General features: G+C 60.4%; 13 protein-coding genes, 2 tRNA genes and 1 pseudogene. 10 read left to right on the plus strand and 6 right to left on the minus strand.

What is annotated here, in order from left to right; genetic code table 11:
- The first annotated feature begins 161 nt into the window (after window positions 1-161).
- A complete protein-coding gene (locus C4J92_RS21245; protein ID WP_124371735.1) occupies window positions 162-2,111 on the plus strand; it encodes an LTA synthase family protein in 1,950 nt (649 codons plus the stop codon).
- 51 nt (window positions 2,112-2,162) lie between these two features.
- Window positions 2,163-2,882 (plus strand): phosphatase PAP2 family protein, encoded by a 720-nt coding sequence (locus C4J92_RS21250; protein ID WP_124405178.1) that lies wholly within the window; start codon window positions 2,163-2,165, stop codon window positions 2,880-2,882.
- A gap of 79 nt (window positions 2,883-2,961) precedes the next feature.
- Here C4J92_RS21250 and groL read toward each other — a convergent pair whose 3' ends face one another.
- The 5 genes from groL to C4J92_RS21275 form a co-directional block, all read right to left on the minus strand.
- Window positions 2,962-4,608, minus strand: coding sequence for a chaperonin GroEL (gene groL / locus C4J92_RS21255; protein ID WP_065887544.1), 1,647 nt, complete (start codon window positions 4,606-4,608; stop codon window positions 2,962-2,964).
- Between the two features lie 51 nt (window positions 4,609-4,659).
- A complete protein-coding gene (locus tag C4J92_RS21260; RefSeq protein ID WP_124364240.1) occupies window positions 4,660-4,953 on the minus strand; it encodes a co-chaperone GroES in 294 nt (97 codons plus the stop codon).
- Window positions 4,954-5,201: 248 nt separating this feature from the next.
- A complete protein-coding gene (locus C4J92_RS21265; protein WP_124364241.1) occupies window positions 5,202-5,678 on the minus strand; it encodes an FxsA family protein in 477 nt (158 codons plus the stop codon).
- Between the two features lie 66 nt (window positions 5,679-5,744).
- Window positions 5,745-6,476, minus strand: a complete 732-nt coding sequence (locus tag C4J92_RS21270) for a HugZ family protein (RefSeq protein WP_124405179.1) — start codon at window positions 6,474-6,476, stop codon at window positions 5,745-5,747.
- A 102-nt stretch (window positions 6,477-6,578) separates the two neighbouring features.
- Complete coding sequence (locus C4J92_RS21275) at window positions 6,579-7,586, minus strand: DUF481 domain-containing protein (protein ID WP_124368221.1); 1,008 nt, start codon at window positions 7,584-7,586, stop codon at window positions 6,579-6,581.
- A gap of 154 nt (window positions 7,587-7,740) precedes the next feature.
- On the opposite strand from C4J92_RS21275, the gene C4J92_RS21280 reads away from it, so the two are divergent.
- The 4 genes and pseudogenes from C4J92_RS21280 (at window position 7,741) to C4J92_RS21295 (ending at window position 12,568) form a co-directional block, all read left to right on the plus strand.
- Complete coding sequence (locus C4J92_RS21280; RefSeq protein ID WP_124405180.1) at window positions 7,741-8,094, plus strand: MGMT family protein; 354 nt, start codon at window positions 7,741-7,743, stop codon at window positions 8,092-8,094.
- A gap of 43 nt (window positions 8,095-8,137) precedes the next feature.
- Window positions 8,138-9,669: pseudogene (locus tag C4J92_RS21285) on the plus strand (AmpG family muropeptide MFS transporter).
- A gap of 209 nt (window positions 9,670-9,878) precedes the next feature.
- Window positions 9,879-11,594 carry a proline--tRNA ligase gene (locus C4J92_RS21290; RefSeq protein WP_124364246.1) on the plus strand — a complete coding sequence of 572 codons (1,716 nt, stop codon included), beginning with the start codon at window positions 9,879-9,881 and terminating at the stop codon, window positions 11,592-11,594.
- 20 nt (window positions 11,595-11,614) lie between these two features.
- Window positions 11,615-12,568, plus strand: a complete 954-nt coding sequence (locus C4J92_RS21295) for a hypothetical protein (RefSeq protein ID WP_124364247.1) — start codon at window positions 11,615-11,617, stop codon at window positions 12,566-12,568.
- Between the two features lie 146 nt (window positions 12,569-12,714).
- On the opposite strand, the gene dinB is transcribed toward C4J92_RS21295, so the two are convergent.
- Window positions 12,715-13,773 carry a DNA polymerase IV gene (gene dinB, locus C4J92_RS21300; RefSeq protein WP_124371739.1) on the minus strand — a complete coding sequence of 353 codons (1,059 nt, stop codon included), beginning with the start codon at window positions 13,771-13,773 and terminating at the stop codon, window positions 12,715-12,717.
- 278 nt (window positions 13,774-14,051) lie between these two features.
- Between dinB and C4J92_RS21305 the strand changes: the two genes are divergently transcribed.
- From C4J92_RS21305 to C4J92_RS21320, 4 genes are all read left to right on the plus strand, one after another.
- Window positions 14,052-14,128 (plus strand) — tRNA-Met (locus tag C4J92_RS21305).
- Window positions 14,129-14,304: 176 nt separating this feature from the next.
- Window positions 14,305-14,381 (plus strand) — tRNA-Met (locus C4J92_RS21310).
- A 279-nt stretch (window positions 14,382-14,660) separates the two neighbouring features.
- Complete coding sequence (mprF, locus tag C4J92_RS21315) at window positions 14,661-17,303, plus strand: bifunctional lysylphosphatidylglycerol flippase/synthetase MprF (protein ID WP_124371741.1); 2,643 nt, start codon at window positions 14,661-14,663, stop codon at window positions 17,301-17,303.
- Window positions 17,303-18,583, plus strand: coding sequence for a virulence factor family protein (locus C4J92_RS21320; RefSeq protein WP_124405181.1), 1,281 nt, complete (start codon window positions 17,303-17,305; stop codon window positions 18,581-18,583). Before mprF ends, C4J92_RS21320 begins: the two co-directional genes overlap by 1 nt.
- Window positions 18,584-18,651 lie beyond the last annotated feature (68 nt).

The following is an 18,651-nucleotide window of genomic DNA, read 5'->3' on the forward strand; positions in this document are numbered from 1 at the left end:
GCGCAGCTTAAGGCCAAGTGCGGCTCAGGGATAGAGCGGCGAGGCCCGTCGATAAAGGTTTTCAACTGATTGGGCAGCCAAACGAGTTTTTCACTATAGCTTCACAAACTGACTACAGTGTCAGCGCAAAGATCGCCGCCATTGATAAAAGGAAATTTGACATGGGGCTCCCCAAAACTGCGCCTGTGCGCTATCTGCTGTTGATAACCGGCGCCTGGCTGGTTGTTTTCCTGTTGACCCGCAGCGTGCTGCTCATCACTCACCTGGATGAAGTCGGCGGTAACCTGCTGCCGGTGTTCGGCGTGGGTCTGCTCTACGACCTCGGCTTCCTGGCCTACGCGGCGTTACCGCTGGGGCTGTACCTGTTGCTGTGCCCGCCGGCGCTGTGGCGCCGCCGCGGTCATCGCTGGTTTTTGCAAGCGCTGCTCACAGTGAGCCTGTTCGCGATGCTGTTCACGTCGGTGGCCGAATGGCTGTTCTGGGATGAATTCGGCGTGCGCTTCAACTTTATCGCCGTTGATTACCTGGTGTATTCCGACGAGGTGTTGAACAACCTGCTGGAGTCCTACCCGATCGGCAAGCTGCTCAGCCTGCTGGCGATGCTCGCGCTGATCCTCAGCGTGGCCCTGCGCAAGCCCTTCAACGCCGCGATGGCCGCGCCCCTGCCGGCGCTGCGTGGCCGGTTGGTGAATGCCGTGGCCTTACTGGTGGTCGCCGGCCTCAGCCTGCAATTGATCAGCCAGGACAGCCCGCGCACCCAAGGTGGCAACGCCTACAACAACGAACTGGCCAGCAATGGCCCCTATCAGTTCTTTGCCGCGTTCCGTAACAACGAGCTGGACTACACGCAGTTCTACAAAAGCCTGCCAACCGATGTCGTCGCCAAGCAATTGCGCGCCGAACTCAGTGAGCCCAACGCCCGTTTCATCGACCAGGACCCCCTGGATATCCGCCGCGCCATCACCAACCCCGGAACGCTGCGCAAACCCAATATCGTGTTGGTCACCATCGAAAGTTTCAGCGCCAAATACATGGGCAGCAACGGCGACGAGCGCCACCTCACGCCTAACCTCGATGCGCTGCGCCAACAGAGCCTGTACTTCAATAACTTCTATGCCACCGGTACGCGTACCGACCGTGGCCTGGAAGCCATCACCCTGGCAGTCCCTCCTACGCCTGGGCGCTCTATCGTCAAGCGCATCGGCCGCGAAAGCGGTTTCGCCAGCCTGGGGCAGCAGCTTTCCGCCATTGGCTACGACAGCGTGTTCGTCTACGGCGGGCGCGGTTACTTCGACAACATGAATGCGTTTTTCAGCGGCAATGGCTATCGCGTCGTCGACCAGAGCAGTGTGCCCGAAGCGCAAATCTCGTTTAAAAACGCCTGGGGCATGGCCGACGAGGACCTGTACAAACAAACCCTGAATCTGGCCGATGCCGACTACGCCAAGCAGCAGCCGTTCTTGCTGCAGTTGATGACCACCTCCAACCACCGTCCCTACACCTACCCGGACGGGCGTATCGATATCAAATCCGGCAAGGGCCGTGACGGCGCGGTGAAATACACCGACTACGCCATCGGCCAGTTCCTCGACGCCGCGCGTCAGAAGCCCTGGTTCGATAACACGATCTTCGTGTTCGTCGCCGACCACACCGCCGGCAGTGCAGGCAAGGAAGACTTGCCCATCACCAACTACCAGATCCCCCTGTTCATCTATGCACCGAAGCTGATCGACGCCCGGGAAACCGCGCAACTGGCCAGCCAGATCGACCTGGCGCCGACGCTGCTGGGCTTGATCAACCTGAGCTACGAATCGACGTTCTTCGGCCGCAACCTGTTGCAAGACAACCCGCTGCCACCGCGCGTGGTGGTCGGCAACTACCAGCACCTGGGCCTGTTTGACGGCACGAACCTGGCGATTCTCAGCCCGCGCAAAGGCCTGCGTCGTCATGACCAGGCGCTGGGGGACAGCCAGGAACTGCGCGTCGGCAGCGACGACCCGTTAATCCAGCGGGCGATCACCTATTACCAAGCCGCCAGCTACGACTACAAGCAACAACTGCTGAGTTGGAGAGCGCCCAAGGAAGAGGCCCCAGCCCTGAGCACACGCTAATCAAAACGTCCCGTGCGGGTGAGTACGGGACGTTTTTTACCAAGGTCCGTCATGAAGCCCCCCGCCTCCCTACCCGTTTCTAAACCGCTTAATTTTTGGCTGTGTCTGGGCCTCCCCGTCGGCGCCGCATTGGTCTTGCTGCTTCTGCAGCTGACCTCGCTGGACATGGACCTGGCCAAACGCTTCTACGATGCCGAGCAAGGCGGCTTCATCGGCCGCTATAGCTTCTTCCTCGAAGACATCCTGCATGATCGCGCCAAGCAACTGGTGATCCTGTTTTCGGTACTGGCGATTCTCGGGCTGGTCGGCAGTTTCATCCTGCGGCGACTCAAGCCCTACCGCCGCGAACTGGTCTGCCTGGTGCTATCCCTGGCAATGGCGACGGCTTTCGTGGCGCCGTTGAAGACCATTACCGCCGTGCAGTGCCCCTGGAGCCTCAAGGAATTCGGTGGCCAGGAAATTTACAGCGAACTGCTTAGCCCTCGCCCGCCTACCGACAAACCCGGTCGCTGCTGGCCCGGCGGGCATGCGGCAACCGGGTTTGCCTTGTTCGCCTGGTTTTTTGCCCTGCGCGATCGCCGGCCACGCATGGCGCGCAACGCGTTTATCTTCGCGGTGGGCTTGGGCAGCATGTTTTCCGTCAGCCGCATGTTGCAAGGGGCGCACTTTTTTTCCCACAACGTGTGGACGGCGATTTTCTGCTGGCTGATCTGCCTGGGCATGTATTGCCTACTGTTGTACCGGCCATCGAAGCCCGCCACGTCCCGTTGACGGCTTGCGCAACACCCATAAAAAAACCCCGCCTGCATCGCTGCAGGCGGGGTTTTTTAACTAGCCGGGTAAGGCTGGCTTACATCATGCCGCCCATACCACCCATGCCGCCCATGTCTGGCATACCGCCGCCGCCAGCGCCTTCAGCCTTAGGCTTGTCGGCGATTGCAGCTTCGGTGGTCAGGATCAGGCCACCGATGGAGGCTGCCGCTTGCAGCGCGGAACGCGTCACCTTGGTTGGGTCCAGGATGCCCATTTCGATCATGTCGCCGTAGACGCCAGTCGCAGCGTTGTAACCGTAGTTACCTTTGCCGTTCTTGACTTCGTTGACCACAACGCTTGGCTCGTCGCCGGAGTTGGCAGCGATCTGACGCAGCGGTGCTTCAACGGCACGACGCAGTACAGCGATACCGACGTTCTGGTCAGCGTTGTCGCCGGTCAGGTTGGTCAGGGCTTCCAGAGCACGGATCAGCGCAACGCCACCGCCAGGTACCACGCCTTCTTCAACGGCTGCACGGGTTGCGTGCAGGGCGTCTTCAACGCGGGCCTTCTTCTCTTTCATTTCGACTTCGGAACCGGCGCCAACCTTGATCACTGCAACGCCGCCGGACAGCTTGGCCAGACGCTCTTGCAGTTTTTCACGGTCGTAGTCCGAGGAAGTTTCGGCTACTTGAGCGCGGATCTGAGCGATACGCGACTCGATGTCACCTTCAACGCCAGCACCGTCAACGATGATGGTGTTTTCCTTGGAGATGGTCACGCGCTTGGCGCTACCCAGGTTTTCCAGGGTGGCGCTTTCCAGGCTCAGGCCGATCTCTTCGGAGATAACGGTACCGCCGGTCAATACGGCGATGTCCTGCAGCATGGCCTTGCGACGGTCGCCGAAGCCTGGAGCCTTGACGGCTGCAACCTTGACGATGCCACGCATGTTGTTCACAACCAGAGTCGCCAGGGCTTCGCCCTCAACATCTTCGGAAACGATCAGCAATGGGCGGCCGGCTTTGGCAACGGCTTCCAGCACTGGCAGCATTTCGCGGATGTTGGAGATCTTTTTGTCGACCAGCAGGATCAGCGGGCTGTCCAGCTCGGCAACCATGGTGTCTGGCTTGTTGACGAAGTATGGGGACAGGTAGCCACGGTCGAACTGCATGCCTTCTACAACCGACAGTTCGTTTTCCAGGCCCGAGCCTTCTTCAACGGTGATCACGCCTTCTTTGCCGACTTTTTCCATGGCTTCGGCAATGATGTCGCCGATGGAGCTGTCGGAGTTGGCGGAGATGGTGCCTACCTGAGCGATTGCCTTGGTGTCAGCGCATGGCTTGGACAGGTTTTTCAGCTCGGCAACGATGGCGATGGTCGCCTTGTCGATACCGCGCTTGAGGTCCATCGGGTTCATGCCGGCAGCGACGGCCTTGTAGCCTTCGTTGACGATGGCCTGAGCCAGTACGGTCGCGGTGGTGGTGCCGTCACCGGCGTCATCGTTGGCACGGGAGGCAACGTCTTTGACCAGCTGCGCGCCCATGTTCTCGAAACGGTCTTCCAGTTCGATTTCTTTGGCGACGGAAACGCCGTCCTTGGTGATGGTCGGAGCGCCGAAGCTCTTCTCGATGATCACGTTACGGCCTTTCGGGCCCAGGGTCGCTTTTACTGCGTCAGCCAGGACGTTGACACCGGTGAGCATTTTCTTGCGGGCGGAGTCGCCGAATTTAACTTCTTTAGCAGCCATGATCGATATTCCTTAAATACTTTGGAGTAAACGGGAAAATGAGCGGGGAAATCAGTCTTCCAGTACGGCGAGAATTTCGTTCTCAGCCATTACCAGCAAGTCTTCGCCGTCGATTTTCACAGTGTTGCTGCCGGAGTAAGGGCCGAAAACAACCTTGTCACCCACTTTCACGGCCAGCGCACGTACTTCACCGTTTTCCAGAGCCTTGCCTGGACCTGCAGCAAGAATCACACCGTGGTTGGCTTTTTCAGCAGCCGAACCTGGCAGGACGATCCCGCCGGCGGTTTTCTTTTCTTCTTCACTGCGACGGATGACGACGCGGTCATGCAGAGGACGAAGCTTCATTGTCGATCTCTCCTAATTGTGTTTTTCATCGGCCGGTATCAATTCCGGCGGGTTAAATTCCGGCGGTGCCGGTCGCGGCTCGCTGGGCGAACCGCGGAAGTCTGTCTAGTGTCACCACCAGAAACCTTGCGGTGACCGTTACATAAGGGCGTCCAGGCTTATTACAAGGGCCAGCGCAGGAAATTTTTTTGGATTGACTCAAGGATGAATGCAACACGGCACCCGAAGGTGCCGTGCCGGTGAAGCAGTTATTTGTTGTCGCGGTGTTCGAATTCGCCTTCGATCACATCGCCTTCACGCCCCAAGGGCTGGCGCGGGGCCGGGCCGCCACGGGGTTGCAGGTCGTCGGCAAAAGCACGCTGGCGCAGGGCCGCTTCTTCGGCACGCTGGCGCATCTTGCCGGCCAGCAATTTGCGTGTGACCGGCAGCAGCATGACCAGGCCCACCACGTCGCTGATGAAACCCGGCAGGATCAACAGGCCACCGGCCAGGGCCATCATCAGGCCTTCGAGCATGGTCTGGGCGGGCAGCTCGCCGCGGTTCAGGCTTTCACGGGCACGCAGTGCCGTCGCCAGCCCGGCGACGCGCAGCACCAGCACGCCGAGCATCGAGCCGAGAATGATCAGCAGCAGAGCCGGGAAGAATCCAATCGCACCGCTGACTTGAACGAATACGAACAGCTCCAGCACCGGGAACAATAGAAAAAGCAACAAAAAAGGGCGCATCAAATGGTTCCTCAACGCAAGAATGCCTTGCTAGTTCACCTTAGATGACGTCGCCTTTTCGTGAATTCAAGCACTAACGTCTGATTTTTTCGGCCAGGATTCGGCGTGAGCCAATGAAACCAAGGCTTCGCGTACTTGTGTCGGCGTGTTGCAAGGTTCGCCAAACGGCAGCCAGTGCAGGGCCTGACCGATACGCAGGTGCATGCCTTCGCTGTCGATGCCGGCCAGTTGCGCAGGCTCGGTCGTCGGTAAACCGGCAAGGTCGACGTAGTGGGCGATAGCCTTGGCGTGATCGCTGTTCATGTGTTCGATCATGCTGCGTTCGGCGTTGCCCGCGAACGGATTGGCCAAGGTCAGGTGGTCGACCCAGTGGATCGCGCCAAACCCGCCGATATATCGGTGGCGCACTGGCTGGAGCACCCAGAAATCGAAATCGTGGGCCTTGTGGTAGTTGGCCGAGTCCGGGAAGTAGCGGTAGTAGCGCTCGGCAGCGGCGTCGATGGCGGCGGCGTCTTCCAGCTTCTCGGCTTGGCCCAGGTAGGTCAGGCGCCCGACGGCCTGCACATCGTCGGCTTCGCGCTCACCCACCAGCAACGAACACTTGGGGTCGTTCTGCAGGTTGTGGGTGTGCTGGGCGATGCGGCTGATCAGGATCAGCGGCCGGCCCTGCTCGTCGAGGCAGTACGGCACGACCGAACCGAAGGGAAAACCGGGCATGGCTTTGGACTGTGTGGCCAAGGCCCCACGGTATTCCTTGAGCAACAGCTCTCGGGCGTTCCTGGCAACGTGCGCGCTCAATGTATGACTCCTGGGTTGTTTCGCCGCCCATGGCATATGGGAATGGATCTCAACACAAGGTAATCAATATCCGCGCAGGTTGCCAGGGTGCTCGATGCCGCGTTACCAGGCCACGCCAAACCCTGCGGTGTAGCGGGTCTTGCTCAAGCTGCTGTCGGAGTCGCCGCTGATGACGTCGCGCTCGGCCTTGAGATTGAGCGAGGCCCATTCGGTGACCTTGTAGCGCAGGCCCATTTCGGCATCCAGGGCATACTCGGCCGGACCGTCGATCGGCTTGCCCAGTTCGCCGTTGGTGAAGAATTCCACGGTCTTGCCCACCAGGTAGCGGTTGTAGTTCCACTTCATGGCCAGGGAATAGAAGTTGTCCTTGCCGCCATCGGCGTATTCGTAATCGGTGCGGTTGATCAGCGAGCCGAGGGAGAACGCGCCCAGTTCATCGTCCCAGAACTGATAGCCCGGGCCGGTACCGACGGTGCGTTGGCGCGCCAGGTCTTCAACCTTGTCGCGCTTGTAGGTCAGGCGGCCCTGCCAGAACCAATGCTCGGTGATGAAGCGGTCCAGATCGTATTCCAGGGCCCAGTTATCGGTGGTGGTGACGTCGTCCTGGAATTCGCGGTTGTATTCGCCCTTGCCGGTATGGCGCCACTGGCCGTGACGGGCCGAGGTCTTGAAGTCGACGTCGTAGTCGTTGGTGTCTTTGTCGGCACGCTTGTAGTCCAGCGCCAGGTCGATGTTGCCCTTCCACACCAGGTCTTCGATCACAGGCTTGGGCTTGAGGATCTGCTGAATACTGGCCAGGTCCACGGTCTTGGGCGCTTCGCCATTGGCCAGCACGACTTTGCCATCCTCCGCCGGTTTGAGGGACTTGGCCTTTTCACCGGCATAGGCGTCCTGCTTGACCAGCAACTCCTGGTCGCTCTCCAGGGTTTTCACCTGCTTCCAATCCACCGGGATGGCGCCCCCGTAGCTGGTTTGGATCAGCAACTTGCCGCCGTCGAAGACTTTGATCTTGCCGGTCAGGCGGTCACCGTTCTTCAACCAGACGGTATCGGCGAGCAAGGGCGTGGAAGCACTGAGGACAGCGAGGCACAGCAGGGTTCTGGACAACATAAGCAGATACGGGGCTCGGGGTTGGCGAAAGGAAGACGCTATCGTGTGAGATAGCCTGAACTGACTCAACTATTTATATTGAGTTCAATACGCGACACCAAGTTTACAGACGTTTCTTACAAAAACACCGACGTTCTCAACGGATAGCCCCACAGTGAATGAACCTGCCGACACCCCGCAAAGCCCCGCCGACATACGCCGCACCGCGCTGTACCTGACCTTGGCGCAAGTGCCGACAGGTTGCGTCGTAAGCTACGGCGAGTTGGCGCACCTGGCCGGGTTGGGGCGCGCCGCACGCTGGGTCGGGCGAACCCTGAGCCAGCTTCCCGCAGACACCCGACTGCCCTGGCATCGGGTGCTGGGTGCCGGTGGTCGGATAAGTCTGCCGGTGGGCAGCGCCTCAGGTGACGAGCAACGTGCGCGTTTACGCAGCGAAGGTGTCAGCATCCTGAACAATCGCGTTGATATTCAGCGCCATGGCTGGCGCCCGGTAGAGCACAGCGGTTAGAGTGCGCGCTTTGTTTCCGCAAATCTGAGGCAGACTCCAGCCCATGCCCCGTAAAACCTGGCGCGCCGCGCTCGCCGCCTATGCCAGCCCCTCGACGTTAGTGCTGTTGTTGCTCGGTTTCGCTGCCGGCATGCCTTATATGTTGGTGTTCTCGACGCTTTCCGTGTGGCTGCGTGAAGCGGGTGTTGCCCGTGAGACCATCGGTTATGCAAGCCTGATCGGGCTGGCCTACGCCTTCAAATGGGTCTGGTCGCCGCTGCTCGACCAATGGCGCCTGCCATTGCTCGGTAAACTCGGGCGCCGGCGTTCCTGGCTGGTGCTCGCCCAGTCGCTGGTGATCCTCGGATTGATCGGCATGGGCTTTTGTGACCCGCAAAAACACTTGTCCTGGTTGATCGCCATTGCCGTCGTCGTGGCCTTCGCCTCGGCCACCCAGGACATCGCCGTCGATGCCTACCGCCTGGAAATCGCCGACGACAGCCGCCAGGCCGCCCTGGCCGCCAGCTATATGTCCGGTTATCGCATCGCCGCCCTGCTGGCCACGGCCGGTGCGCTGTTCTTTGCCGAAGGCTTCGGCTCCACCGGTTTCAACTATAAGCACTCGGCCTGGACCGGCACCTATGTGCTGTTCGGCGTGTTGATGGTTCCGGCCCTGCTCACCACCCTGTTGATGCGCGAACCCAACGTGCCGCTGCGCACCCAGCTGCAGGCCGGGCGCTATAGCTTCGTGCATCAGTTGGCGTCAGTGTTCGTGCTGATCGTGTTGCTGGTGTCGGTGCCTGCCATGTTTACCCAGTTGTACAACACGGATTTCGCCAGCGTGCTGTTCCAGGGCGTGAGCCTGTGGGAACTGCTGATGGAAGACCGTGCCTTCCTGCGGGCCATCCTTTATATCCTGCTCACCGCCCTGTGCCTCTCGGCCATGGGCCGCCGTGGCCTGGCGCCGGTGCTGACGCCGGTCAACGACTTTATCCTGCGCTACCGCTGGCAGGCGTTGCTGCTGCTCGGGTTGATCGCCACCTATCGCATGTCCGATACCGTCATGGGCGTGATGGCCAACGTTTTCTATATCGACCAGGGTTTTACCAAGGACCAGATTGCCGGGGTCAGCAAGATCTTCGGCCTGATCATGACCCTGCTCGGCGCCGGCATGGGCGGCCTGTTGATCGTGCGGTTCGGGATTCTGCCGATCCTGTTCATCGGCGGCGTGGCCTCGGCCGGCACCAACCTGTTGTTCGTGATGCTCGCCGACATGGGCCCCGACCTGCAGATGCTGATCGTCACTATTTCCCTGGATAACTTCAGCTCGGGCCTGGCCACCTCTGCCTTTGTCGCCTACCTGTCGAGCCTGACCAACCTCAAGTTCTCCGCCACCCAATACGCGCTGCTCAGCTCGATCATGCTGTTGCTGCCGCGCCTGATCGGCGGGTATTCGGGGTGATGGTGGAGAAGTTCGGCTATCACAGCTTCTTCATGATCACCTGCCTGCTGGGGGTGCCGACGTTGTTCCTGATTGCCCTGCACTGGTTCCAGGAGAATCGGCGCGCCCAGTTGAATCCCCCGCAGGAAGACTGACGGTCAATGTGGGAGGGGGCTTGCTCCCGATAGCGGTGTGTCAGTGTCAGATGTACTGACTGACACACCGCTATCGGGAGCAAGCCCCCTCCCACATTGGATCTCCCACAGTCAGTCAGAGCCCCCGCAATGTCACGCCTGTACTCCAGCAGCAACCGCCCGTACAATCCCAAGTCATTTCAAGTCCAAGCAACCGACAACGGCCTACCATGCGTACCAGTCAATATTTGCTCGCCACACAGAAAGAAACGCCTTCCGACGCGGTTGTGATCAGCCATCAGCTGATGCTGCGCGCCGGTATGATCCGCAAACTGGCCTCCGGCCTGTACACCTGGCTGCCCATGGGCTTGAAGGTGATGCGCAAGGTCGAAGCCATCGTTCGTGAAGAAATGAACGCCGCCGGCTCTCTGGAAGTGTTGATGCCGAGCACCCAACCGGCTGAACTGTGGCAGGAATCCGGACGCTGGGAAGAGTACGGCCCCGAGCTGCTGCGCTTCAAGGACCGTCATGGCCGCGATTTCTGCGCCGGCCCGACCCATGAAGAAGTCATCACCGACCTGATGCGCAACGAGTTGAGCAGCTATAAACAGCTGCCCCTGAACCTGTATCAGATCCAGACCAAATTCCGTGATGAAATCCGCCCACGCTTCGGCTTGATGCGCGGCCGTGAATTCATCATGAAAGACGCCTATTCGTTCCATGCCGACCAGGCGTCCCTGCAGGCGACCTACGACCGCATGCACCAGGCCTACTGCAACATCTTCACGCGCCTGGGCCTGAAATTCCGCCCGGTTGAAGCGGACAACGGTTCCATCGGCGGTGCCGGCTCCCACGAATTCCACGTGCTGGCCGAATCCGGCGAAGACGACATCGCGTTCAGCAACGGTTCCGACTACGCGGCGAATATCGAGAAAGCCGAAGCCATCCCACGGGAAACCTCGCGCCCAGCGCCAGCCGAAGAACTGCGCCTGGTCGATACCCCGGACACCAAGACCATCGCGGCCCTGGTGGAAAAATTCAATCTGCCGATTGAAAAGACCATCAAGACCCTGATCGTGCGCGCCGAAGAAGAAGGCAAGCTGATCGCCCTGGTGATCCGTGGCGACCACGAGCTCAACGAAATCAAGGCGGCCCAGCAACCTGGCGTGGCCAGCCCGCTGGTCATGGCCACCGATGCCGAACTGCGCGACGCCATTGGCGCCGGCGCCGGCTCCCTCGGCCCGCTGAACCTGCCGCTGCCGATCATCATCGACCGTTCGGTCGAGCTGATGAGCGACTTCGGTATCGGTGCGAACATCGACGACAAGCACTACTTCGGCGTGAACTGGGAGCGTGACCTGCCGGTTCCGACCGTGGCCGACCTGCGCAACGTCGTGGCCGGCGACCCAAGCCCGGATGGCAAGGGCACCCTGGAGATCAAGCGCGGTATCGAAGTCGGGCACATCTTCCAGTTGGGCAACAAGTACAGCAAGGCGATGAAGTGCGAAGTGCTGGGCGAGAACGGCAAGCCGATCACCCTGGACATGGGTTGCTACGGCATTGGCGTGTCCCGTGTGGTCGCCGCTGCCATCGAGCAGAACAACGACGAGAAAGGCATCATCTGGAGCGACGCCCTGGCGCCATTCCAGGTTGCGCTGGTGCCGTTGCGCTATGAAACCGAGCAAGTGCGCGAAGCCACCGACAAACTGTATGCCGAACTGACGGCCGCCGGTTTTGAAGTGCTGCTCGACGACCGGGACAAGAAAACCAGCCCGGGCATCAAGTTCGCCGACATGGAACTGATTGGCATCCCCCACCGGATCGTGGTCAGTGACCGCGGCCTGGCCGATGGCAATCTGGAATACAAGAGCCGGACCGAAGCCGAGGCCCAACCGTTGCCGGTGGCTGACGTGCTGTCTTTCCTTCAGGCGCGTATTCGTCGCTGAAAACCAGATCAAGAGAAGTCATGTTCAAGCGAAACACCAGAGCCCTGGGGGGCGCCGCCTTGTGCGGCGCCCTGCTGGTCAGCGGCTGCGCCAACCAAATGTCGCAACGCAGTGAGCACGAGGAGCGGGTCGAGCGTAAGTTGCTCGACCACAGCCTGCAGATCGATGTAGGTGAGCCCAAAGTGCTGGAGCTGCCGCAACGTCGGGTTCGGATTCACGAGCAAAAGACCTTTGAAGTCACCGAATTCGAAGTCACTCGGCGTTACGACCGCTACACGCCCTATCAGCCCTGGCGCAAACTCTACGAGATGCCCCTGGGTGCCGTGGCGCTGGTGGCTGGCGCGGGGGCCAATGTGGTGAACATCTTCGCCCTCGGCAACCTGCCCGCCAGCATGACCCGCGATTGGCTGAGCTACGGCGTGGACGGCATTAACCCGTTCATGAACGTGCAATCCCACGGCCGTGCCCAGCAGAACCTCGCGGGCATCGATGAAGTCCAGCGTGACAAGCGCCTGGAGTATTCGAGCCTGCCCTGGAGCGAACGCCCGGTACAGGTCACCGCCGGCAAGCAGACCCATGAACTGACCACCGACCGCGACGGCGTCCTGCGCCTGAACCTGCTGGACAGTCCGTTTGCCGAACAGGACCTGAACCGCATCACCACCTTGAAGATCAGCGTGGAAGACGGCCAGGACGACGTGCACACGGATTCGACCCTGGCGATCAGCAGCACCCTGCGCGGAAAATTGCTGGAAGCCCATGGCCTGATCTACGACGACTTGGAAGACGACGAAGTCAACCAGTGGGTACACCGGGTCAAGCGCCTCTCGGAGCTGGGCCTGGAAGAAGAAGCCAGCGAACTGGAGCAAAGCCTGATTGAACTGACGCGCAACGATCCGGAATTGCAGCAGGAGTTTTTGCAGGCACTGGCCAAGGATGCCGGGCGGTTAGTCGCAGACCCTGGCGCACGCTGAAATCTGAAGTCTGCTGGAGATCAAATGTGGGAGGGGGCTTGCCCCCGATTGCAGTGTGTCAGTCAGTACATCTGGCACTGACACACCGTAATCGGGGGCAAGCCCCCTCCCACATTTGAATCTCTTACATTTTTTAATCCCGGTTTCTACCAAGAAAACTCGAGCTGTTCGTTACCGCTGCTCAAATCCAGCAAGCGCACGCCAATCCCCAACAACCGCACCGGCTTCCCACCACGGTTGAACGCCTGGGTCATCAGCTGTTGATAACTCTCCAGGTCCCGCCCTGCCCCGGCCTGCTCCAAAGTGGTCTGGGTAAAGTCATGAAACTTGACCTTCACGAACGGCTTGCCTGCCCGGTAGCTGCTGTCGATACGCGCCATGCGCCCGGCCAGGGTGTCCATGAGTTCGGGCAGCTTTGCCAGGCAGCTTGAAAGATCCGGCAAGTCCACATCGTAGGTATTTTCCACGCTGATCGATTGCCGCCGGCTGTCGTTCTGCACCACGCGGTCATCGATCCCACGGGCGAGGCTCCAGAGGCGCTCACCAAAACTGCCGAATTCGCGCACCAGTGCCAGCTTGTTCCACTCCCGCAATTGCAGGCAATCTTCAATGCCCAGGCGCGCCAGCTTGTCGGCAGTGACCTTGCCGACCCCATGCAACTTACTCACCCGCAACTGGGAGACGAAATCTTCGACCTGATCCGGGGTAATCACAAACAGGCCGTTGGGTTTTTTCCAGTCGCTGGCGATCTTGGCCAGGAACTTGTTGGGCGCCACGCCCGCAGACACGGTGATGTGCAATTGATTGGAGACACGCCGGCGAATGTCCTGGGCGATGCGCGTGGCACTGCCGCCAAAGTGCGGGCTGTCGGAGACGTCGAGGTAGGCCTCATCCAGCGATAACGGCTCGATCAAATCGGTGTAGTCGCGAAAGATCGTCTGGATTTCCTTCGATGCTTCTTTATAGGCATCCATCCGCGGCTTGACGATTGTCAGGTCCGGGCACAACTTCAACGCGTGACGGGATGACATCGCCGAGCGCACCCCGTACGCCCGCGCTTCGTAATTGCACGTAGCGATCACCCCCCGCCGATCTGCCGAACCGCCGACAGCCAAAGGTTTTTGCGCCAGGCTCGGGTCGTCGCGCATCTCGATGGCGGCGTAGAAGCAATCACAGTCGACGTGGATGATTTTGCGCTGCGTCATATAAACGGGGTGTGGACCAACGGATGGCCAGTATCGCATTCACCCCTGTATATAGCACCAGTAGTTTGAATCTTCTGCCTGAGCGGTACGAAATATCGCAGATGAATTTGTTTTCTCAATCGAATTCAGCCCTCCAATAGAGCTGAAAGCCTCGGCCCGACTGGCTCCGCGCCCTCGCAACGCCTGCCTTGGAGAGCTAACCGATTGAACCACAAGCGCTTTTCTCAGGTTTCAGGGTTGACACGCGCGCGTTCCTCTGTAGAATGCCGACACACAGACGCGGGATGGAGCAGTCTGGTAGCTCGTCGGGCTCATAACCCGAAGGTCGTCGGTTCAAATCCGGCTCCCGCAACCAAACATCAAAAAAGGCTACTCGAAAGAGTGGCCTTTTTTGTGCGCGCCTGTTTTTCACCCTTCTGCGACCACGATGGGGCGCAAGGCGTTGATTTATGAATAATTCGTACTTATTTGGCGCATTGCTCCATTAACGGTTGACACCTCGTCGCTGGACTGTAGAATGCCGCCCACAGACGCGGGATGGAGCAGTCTGGTAGCTCGTCGGGCTCATAACCCGAAGGTCGTCGGTTCAAATCCGGCTCCCGCAACCAAACATCAAAAAAGGCTACTCGAAAGAGTGGCCTTTTTTGTATCCGATGAAAAAGTTCTTCTGAAACAATGGCATGGCATCTTTCATGAAACCGTAGACGGTTTGTAGAGTCCATCCCATTGCACGCTATGCTCGATGCTCAAGCGCTACCTTCTACGACCAATGGCCGCAGTCGCCCCACTCGGTGATCCGCGTTAATATTTGTAATTATTTTGTCCATAGGGATTGGTAACTTGGCTGGATACCTCCATCCTGTCGCGCACAATCCACGAGGTGATTGATGCGCGCCAACTCGTCTGAACCACACGACACTGTCACAGCGGAACAACCGATCGCTCCCACCCGTTTGCGTTGGCTGGATCTGTTGAGCAAATACCGTCAGCCCATCGGCCTGGCCGTTACGTTGCTGCTGTTTGCAATTGCCCTGATCGCCTGTCGACACCTGCTGTTGGAACTCGACCTCTACGCGCTCCACGACTCGATCCTGGAGGTGCCTAAACCGGCCTTGCTCGGCGCGTTCGCGGCAGCGGTGGCCGGCTTCATCATTCTGTTGGGCTATGAATTTTCCGGCGCACGTTACGCCGGCGTGAAACTGCCGGCCAAGACCCTGGCCCTGGGCGGCTTCACTGCCTTTGCCATTGGCAACGCCATCGGTCTGTCGATGCTCTCGGGCGGCTCGGTGCGCTACCGTTTATATGCACGCCACGGCATTGGTGCGTCGGAAGTCGCCCACATGACCGTGTTCGCCAGCCTGGCGCTGGGCTGCGCGCTGCCGCCACTGGCCGCGTTGGCCACGCTGAGCAACCTGCCGGCGGCATCGACCTACCTGCATTTACCGCAAAGCCTGTTGGGCGGTGTCGCCGGTGCGGTGCTGCTGTTGTCGGCCATGCTGTGCATCGGTATCTATCGCCGTCGCCTGCCGGAACAACCCTACCCGGATAACCTGCTGGTCAAGGCCGGGCGCCGCACCCTGCGCCTGCCTGGCCGTCGCCTGACGTTCCTGCAACTGGTCATCACCGCGCTGGACGTCGCCGCCGCAGCCGCTGTCCTTTATATGCTGCTGCCCGAAGCACCGCCTTTCGGCCCGTTCCTGTTGGTGTACCTGCTGGCCCTCGCCGCCGGCGTGCTCAGCCATGTACCGGGAGGCGTGGGGGTTTTCGAAGCGATCCTGCTGGCAGCCTTCGCCGACACACTCGGCGCTGCGCCACTGGCTGCTGCCCTGCTCTTATACCGGATGATCTACGTGGTGTTGCCGCTGTTGATCGCCTGTATCTTCCTGTTGATCAACGAGGCCCAGCGCCTGTTCCAGACTCAGCAGAGCCTGCGCGTCGCGTCCGGCCTTGCGGCACCGGTGCTGGCCGTACTGGTTTTTTTGTCCGGCGTGGTCCTGCTGTTTTCCGGCGCCACGCCGGAGATCGATTCACGCCTGGAAAACATCGGCTTCCTGATTCCCCACCGCCTGATTGACGCGTCGCACTTCGGTGCCAGCCTGATCGGCGTGCTGTGCCTACTGCTGGCCCAAGGCCTGCGTCGACGTTTGTCAGCCGCCTGGATGCTGACCATGGTGCTGCTGCTGGTCGGCGCCCTGCTCTCACTGCTCAAGGGCTTCGACTGGGAAGAAGCCAGCCTGATGACCATGACCGCCGTGCTGCTGGCGATTTTCCGGCGCTCGTTCTACCGCGCCAGCCGCCTGACCGAACTGCCCTTCTCGCCGCTGTACCTGGTGGCGAGCGTCTGCGTATTGGGCGCGTCGATCTGGCTGTTGCTGTTTGCCTATCAAGATGTGCCTTACAGCCATCAACTCTGGTGGCAGTTCACCCTCGATGCCAACGCCCCGCGCGGCTTGCGTTCCTTGTTGGGTGCTGCCGTATTGCTGGTGATCGTGTCGCTGACCTGGCTGCTGCGTACCGCGCGCCCGGTGATCCACCTGCCGACCCCGGATGAGCTGGAACGCGCCAGCAAGATCCTGATGGCCTCTTCCCAACCCGACGGCGGCCTGGCGCTGACCGGCGACAAGGCGTTGCTGTTCCACCCCAACGATGAGGCGTTCCTGATGTACGCCCGTCGCGGGCGCAGCCTGGTGGCGTTGTATGATCCAATCGGCCCGACTCAACCGCGCGCCGAGATGATCTGGCAGTTCCGCGACCTGTGCGACATTCACCACGCACGCCCGGTGTTCTATCAGGTACGCGCCGAGAACCTGCCGTACTACATGGATATCGGCCTCACCGCGATCAAGCTGGGCGAAGAAGCCCGCGTCGACCTGAAACGCTTTGACCTGGAAGCCAAGGGCAAAGAGATGAAGGATTTGCGCTACACCTGGAACCGTGGCACCCGGGACGGCCTGTCCCTGGAGATCTGCGAACCGGGTACGGCGCCGATGGATGAATTAAAAGTTATCTCGGACGCCTGGCTTACCGGTAAGAATGTGCGTGAAAAAGGCTTCTCCCTGGGCCGCTTCAGCGACGACTACCTCAAGCACTTTCGGATCGCGATCATTCGCTTCGAAGGGCGCCCGGTGGCCTTCGCCAACCTGCTCGAGACGTACAACCATGACCTGGCCAGTCTCGACCTGATGCGCGCTCACCCGGACGCGCCGAAGCTGACCATGGAATTCATGATGGTCGGCCTGATTCAACATTATAAGAACCACGGCTACGCCCGCTTCAGCCTCGGCATGGTGCCGTTGTCGGGCCTGCAACCACGGCGTGGCGCGCCGCTGACCCAACGCTTGGGCTCGATGGTGTTCCGCCGTGGCGAGCAACTGTATAACTTTCAAGGTTTGCGCCGCTTCAAAGACAAGTTCCAGCCTGACTGGGAACCCCGTTACATGGCCGTGCCCGCAGGACTTGATCCGCTGGTGGCACTGGCCGATACCGCCGCCCTGATCGCGGGCGGCTTGACTGGATTGGTGAAACGCTGATGATTCGACGCTCCTGGCGGTATGTATTGGCCTTTGTTGTGCTGCTCGCGCTGATCCTGGGCGGCGGCTATTGGTACTGGAACCGCCCTGCCCCACAGCCGACCCTGGAGCAATTGCCCCAGGCCGACGGTTCGATGATGACCCGCGTGACCCCGGCGAGCACCGCCAAAGCCCGCGTGGCGGTAGCCGTGATGGCCGACGAAACCCTCACCGACAGCCAATTGGTCGCCCTGAGCCAGGGCGGCTCGGCGCAGATCGTGCAAGTGGTGCTGCCTAAAGATGACTGCGCCCTGCAGGAGAAGGCGCTGCAAAGCGCCCTGGGCCAACTCAAAGGCCCGGCGACCCTGGTCAGCGGCATCGGCTCTGGCGCGGCGCTCGCCTGGCGCTGGCTGGCCACACAGACCGACGACAAGGCCAACGCCATCTCCGTCGGCTTCGCCCTGAAACAGGAAGGCTGCAACGACCCGCTGCCGAAAACCGCCGCCCATGGCAACTGGCTGGTGGCATGGAACGACAACCCTGACGATGAAAGCGCCAGTTTCGTACGCGACACACCGCGCGCCACCACCAGCATCAGTGACTACGACATTCATTACCCGCAAGTGCTGAACAACGAGCTGCGCAAGCAACTGGTGGGTTCGGACAACGGCGGCCTGGCAATTCCGGTGGTGGAAGTGCCGGCAGGCCAGGCCAAGGACACCGTGACCCTGTTCCTCTCCGGTGATGGCGGCTGGCGTGACCTGGACCGCGACGTGGCCGGCGAAATGGCGAAGATCGGCTACCCCGTGGTCGGCATCGACACCCTGCGCTACTACTGGCAGCACAAGACCCCGGAACAAAGCGCCAAGGACCTTACCGAGCTGATGCAGCACTACCGGCAGAAATGGGGCACCAAGCGCTTCGTGCTGACCGGTTATTCGTTTGGCGCCGACGTCCTGCCGGCCATCTACAACCGCATGCCGGCAAACGAACAGCAACGGGTCGACGCAATCATCCTGCTGGCCTTCGCCCGCACCGGCAGCTTTGAGATTGAAGTGGAAGGCTGGCTGGGCAACGCCGGCAAAGAAGCCGCGACCGGCCCGGAAATGGCCAAGCTGCCAGCCGACAAAGTGGTGTGCATTTACGGCGCCGAGGAAGTCGACGAGAGCGGCTGCACCGACAAGACCGCCGTGGGCGAAGCCATCAAGCTGCCCGGCGGGCATCACTTCGATGAGAACTATCCGGCGCTGGCCAAGCGGTTGGTGGATATCATCGTCAAGCATCAGGCCAAAGCCGAGTAATTCCAGGCTGCACACGCAACCAAATGTGGGAGGGGGCTTGCTCCCGATAGCTGACTGTCAGCCAATGA

The sequence above is a fragment of the Pseudomonas sp. R3-18-08 genome, from assembly GCF_003852065.1.
In the GTDB taxonomy this organism is placed as follows: Bacteria; Pseudomonadota; Gammaproteobacteria; order Pseudomonadales; family Pseudomonadaceae; genus Aquipseudomonas.

Excerpts from the sequence above, each read along its gene's own strand:
- C4J92_RS21245 (WP_124371735.1), top strand. The coding sequence starts at position 162 with ATGGGGCTCCCCAAAACTGCGCCTGTGCGCTATCTGCTGTTGATAACC.
- C4J92_RS21250 (WP_124405178.1), top strand. The coding sequence starts at position 2,163 with ATGAAGCCCCCCGCCTCCCTACCCGTTTCTAAACCGCTTAATTTTTGG.
- groL (WP_065887544.1), bottom strand. The coding sequence starts at position 4,608 with ATGGCTGCTAAAGAAGTTAAATTCGGCGACTCCGCCCGCAAGAAAATG.
- C4J92_RS21260 (WP_124364240.1), bottom strand. The coding sequence starts at position 4,953 with ATGAAGCTTCGTCCTCTGCATGACCGCGTCGTCATCCGTCGCAGTGAA.
- C4J92_RS21265 (WP_124364241.1), bottom strand. The coding sequence starts at position 5,678 with ATGCGCCCTTTTTTGTTGCTTTTTCTATTGTTCCCGGTGCTGGAGCTG.
- C4J92_RS21275 (WP_124368221.1), bottom strand. The coding sequence starts at position 7,586 with ATGTTGTCCAGAACCCTGCTGTGCCTCGCTGTCCTCAGTGCTTCCACG.
- C4J92_RS21290 (WP_124364246.1), top strand. The coding sequence starts at position 9,879 with ATGCGTACCAGTCAATATTTGCTCGCCACACAGAAAGAAACGCCTTCC.
- C4J92_RS21295 (WP_124364247.1), top strand. The coding sequence starts at position 11,615 with ATGTTCAAGCGAAACACCAGAGCCCTGGGGGGCGCCGCCTTGTGCGGC.
- dinB (WP_124371739.1), bottom strand. The coding sequence starts at position 13,773 with ATGACGCAGCGCAAAATCATCCACGTCGACTGTGATTGCTTCTACGCC.
- mprF (WP_124371741.1), top strand. The coding sequence starts at position 14,661 with ATGCGCGCCAACTCGTCTGAACCACACGACACTGTCACAGCGGAACAA.
- C4J92_RS21320 (WP_124405181.1), top strand. The coding sequence starts at position 17,303 with ATGATTCGACGCTCCTGGCGGTATGTATTGGCCTTTGTTGTGCTGCTC.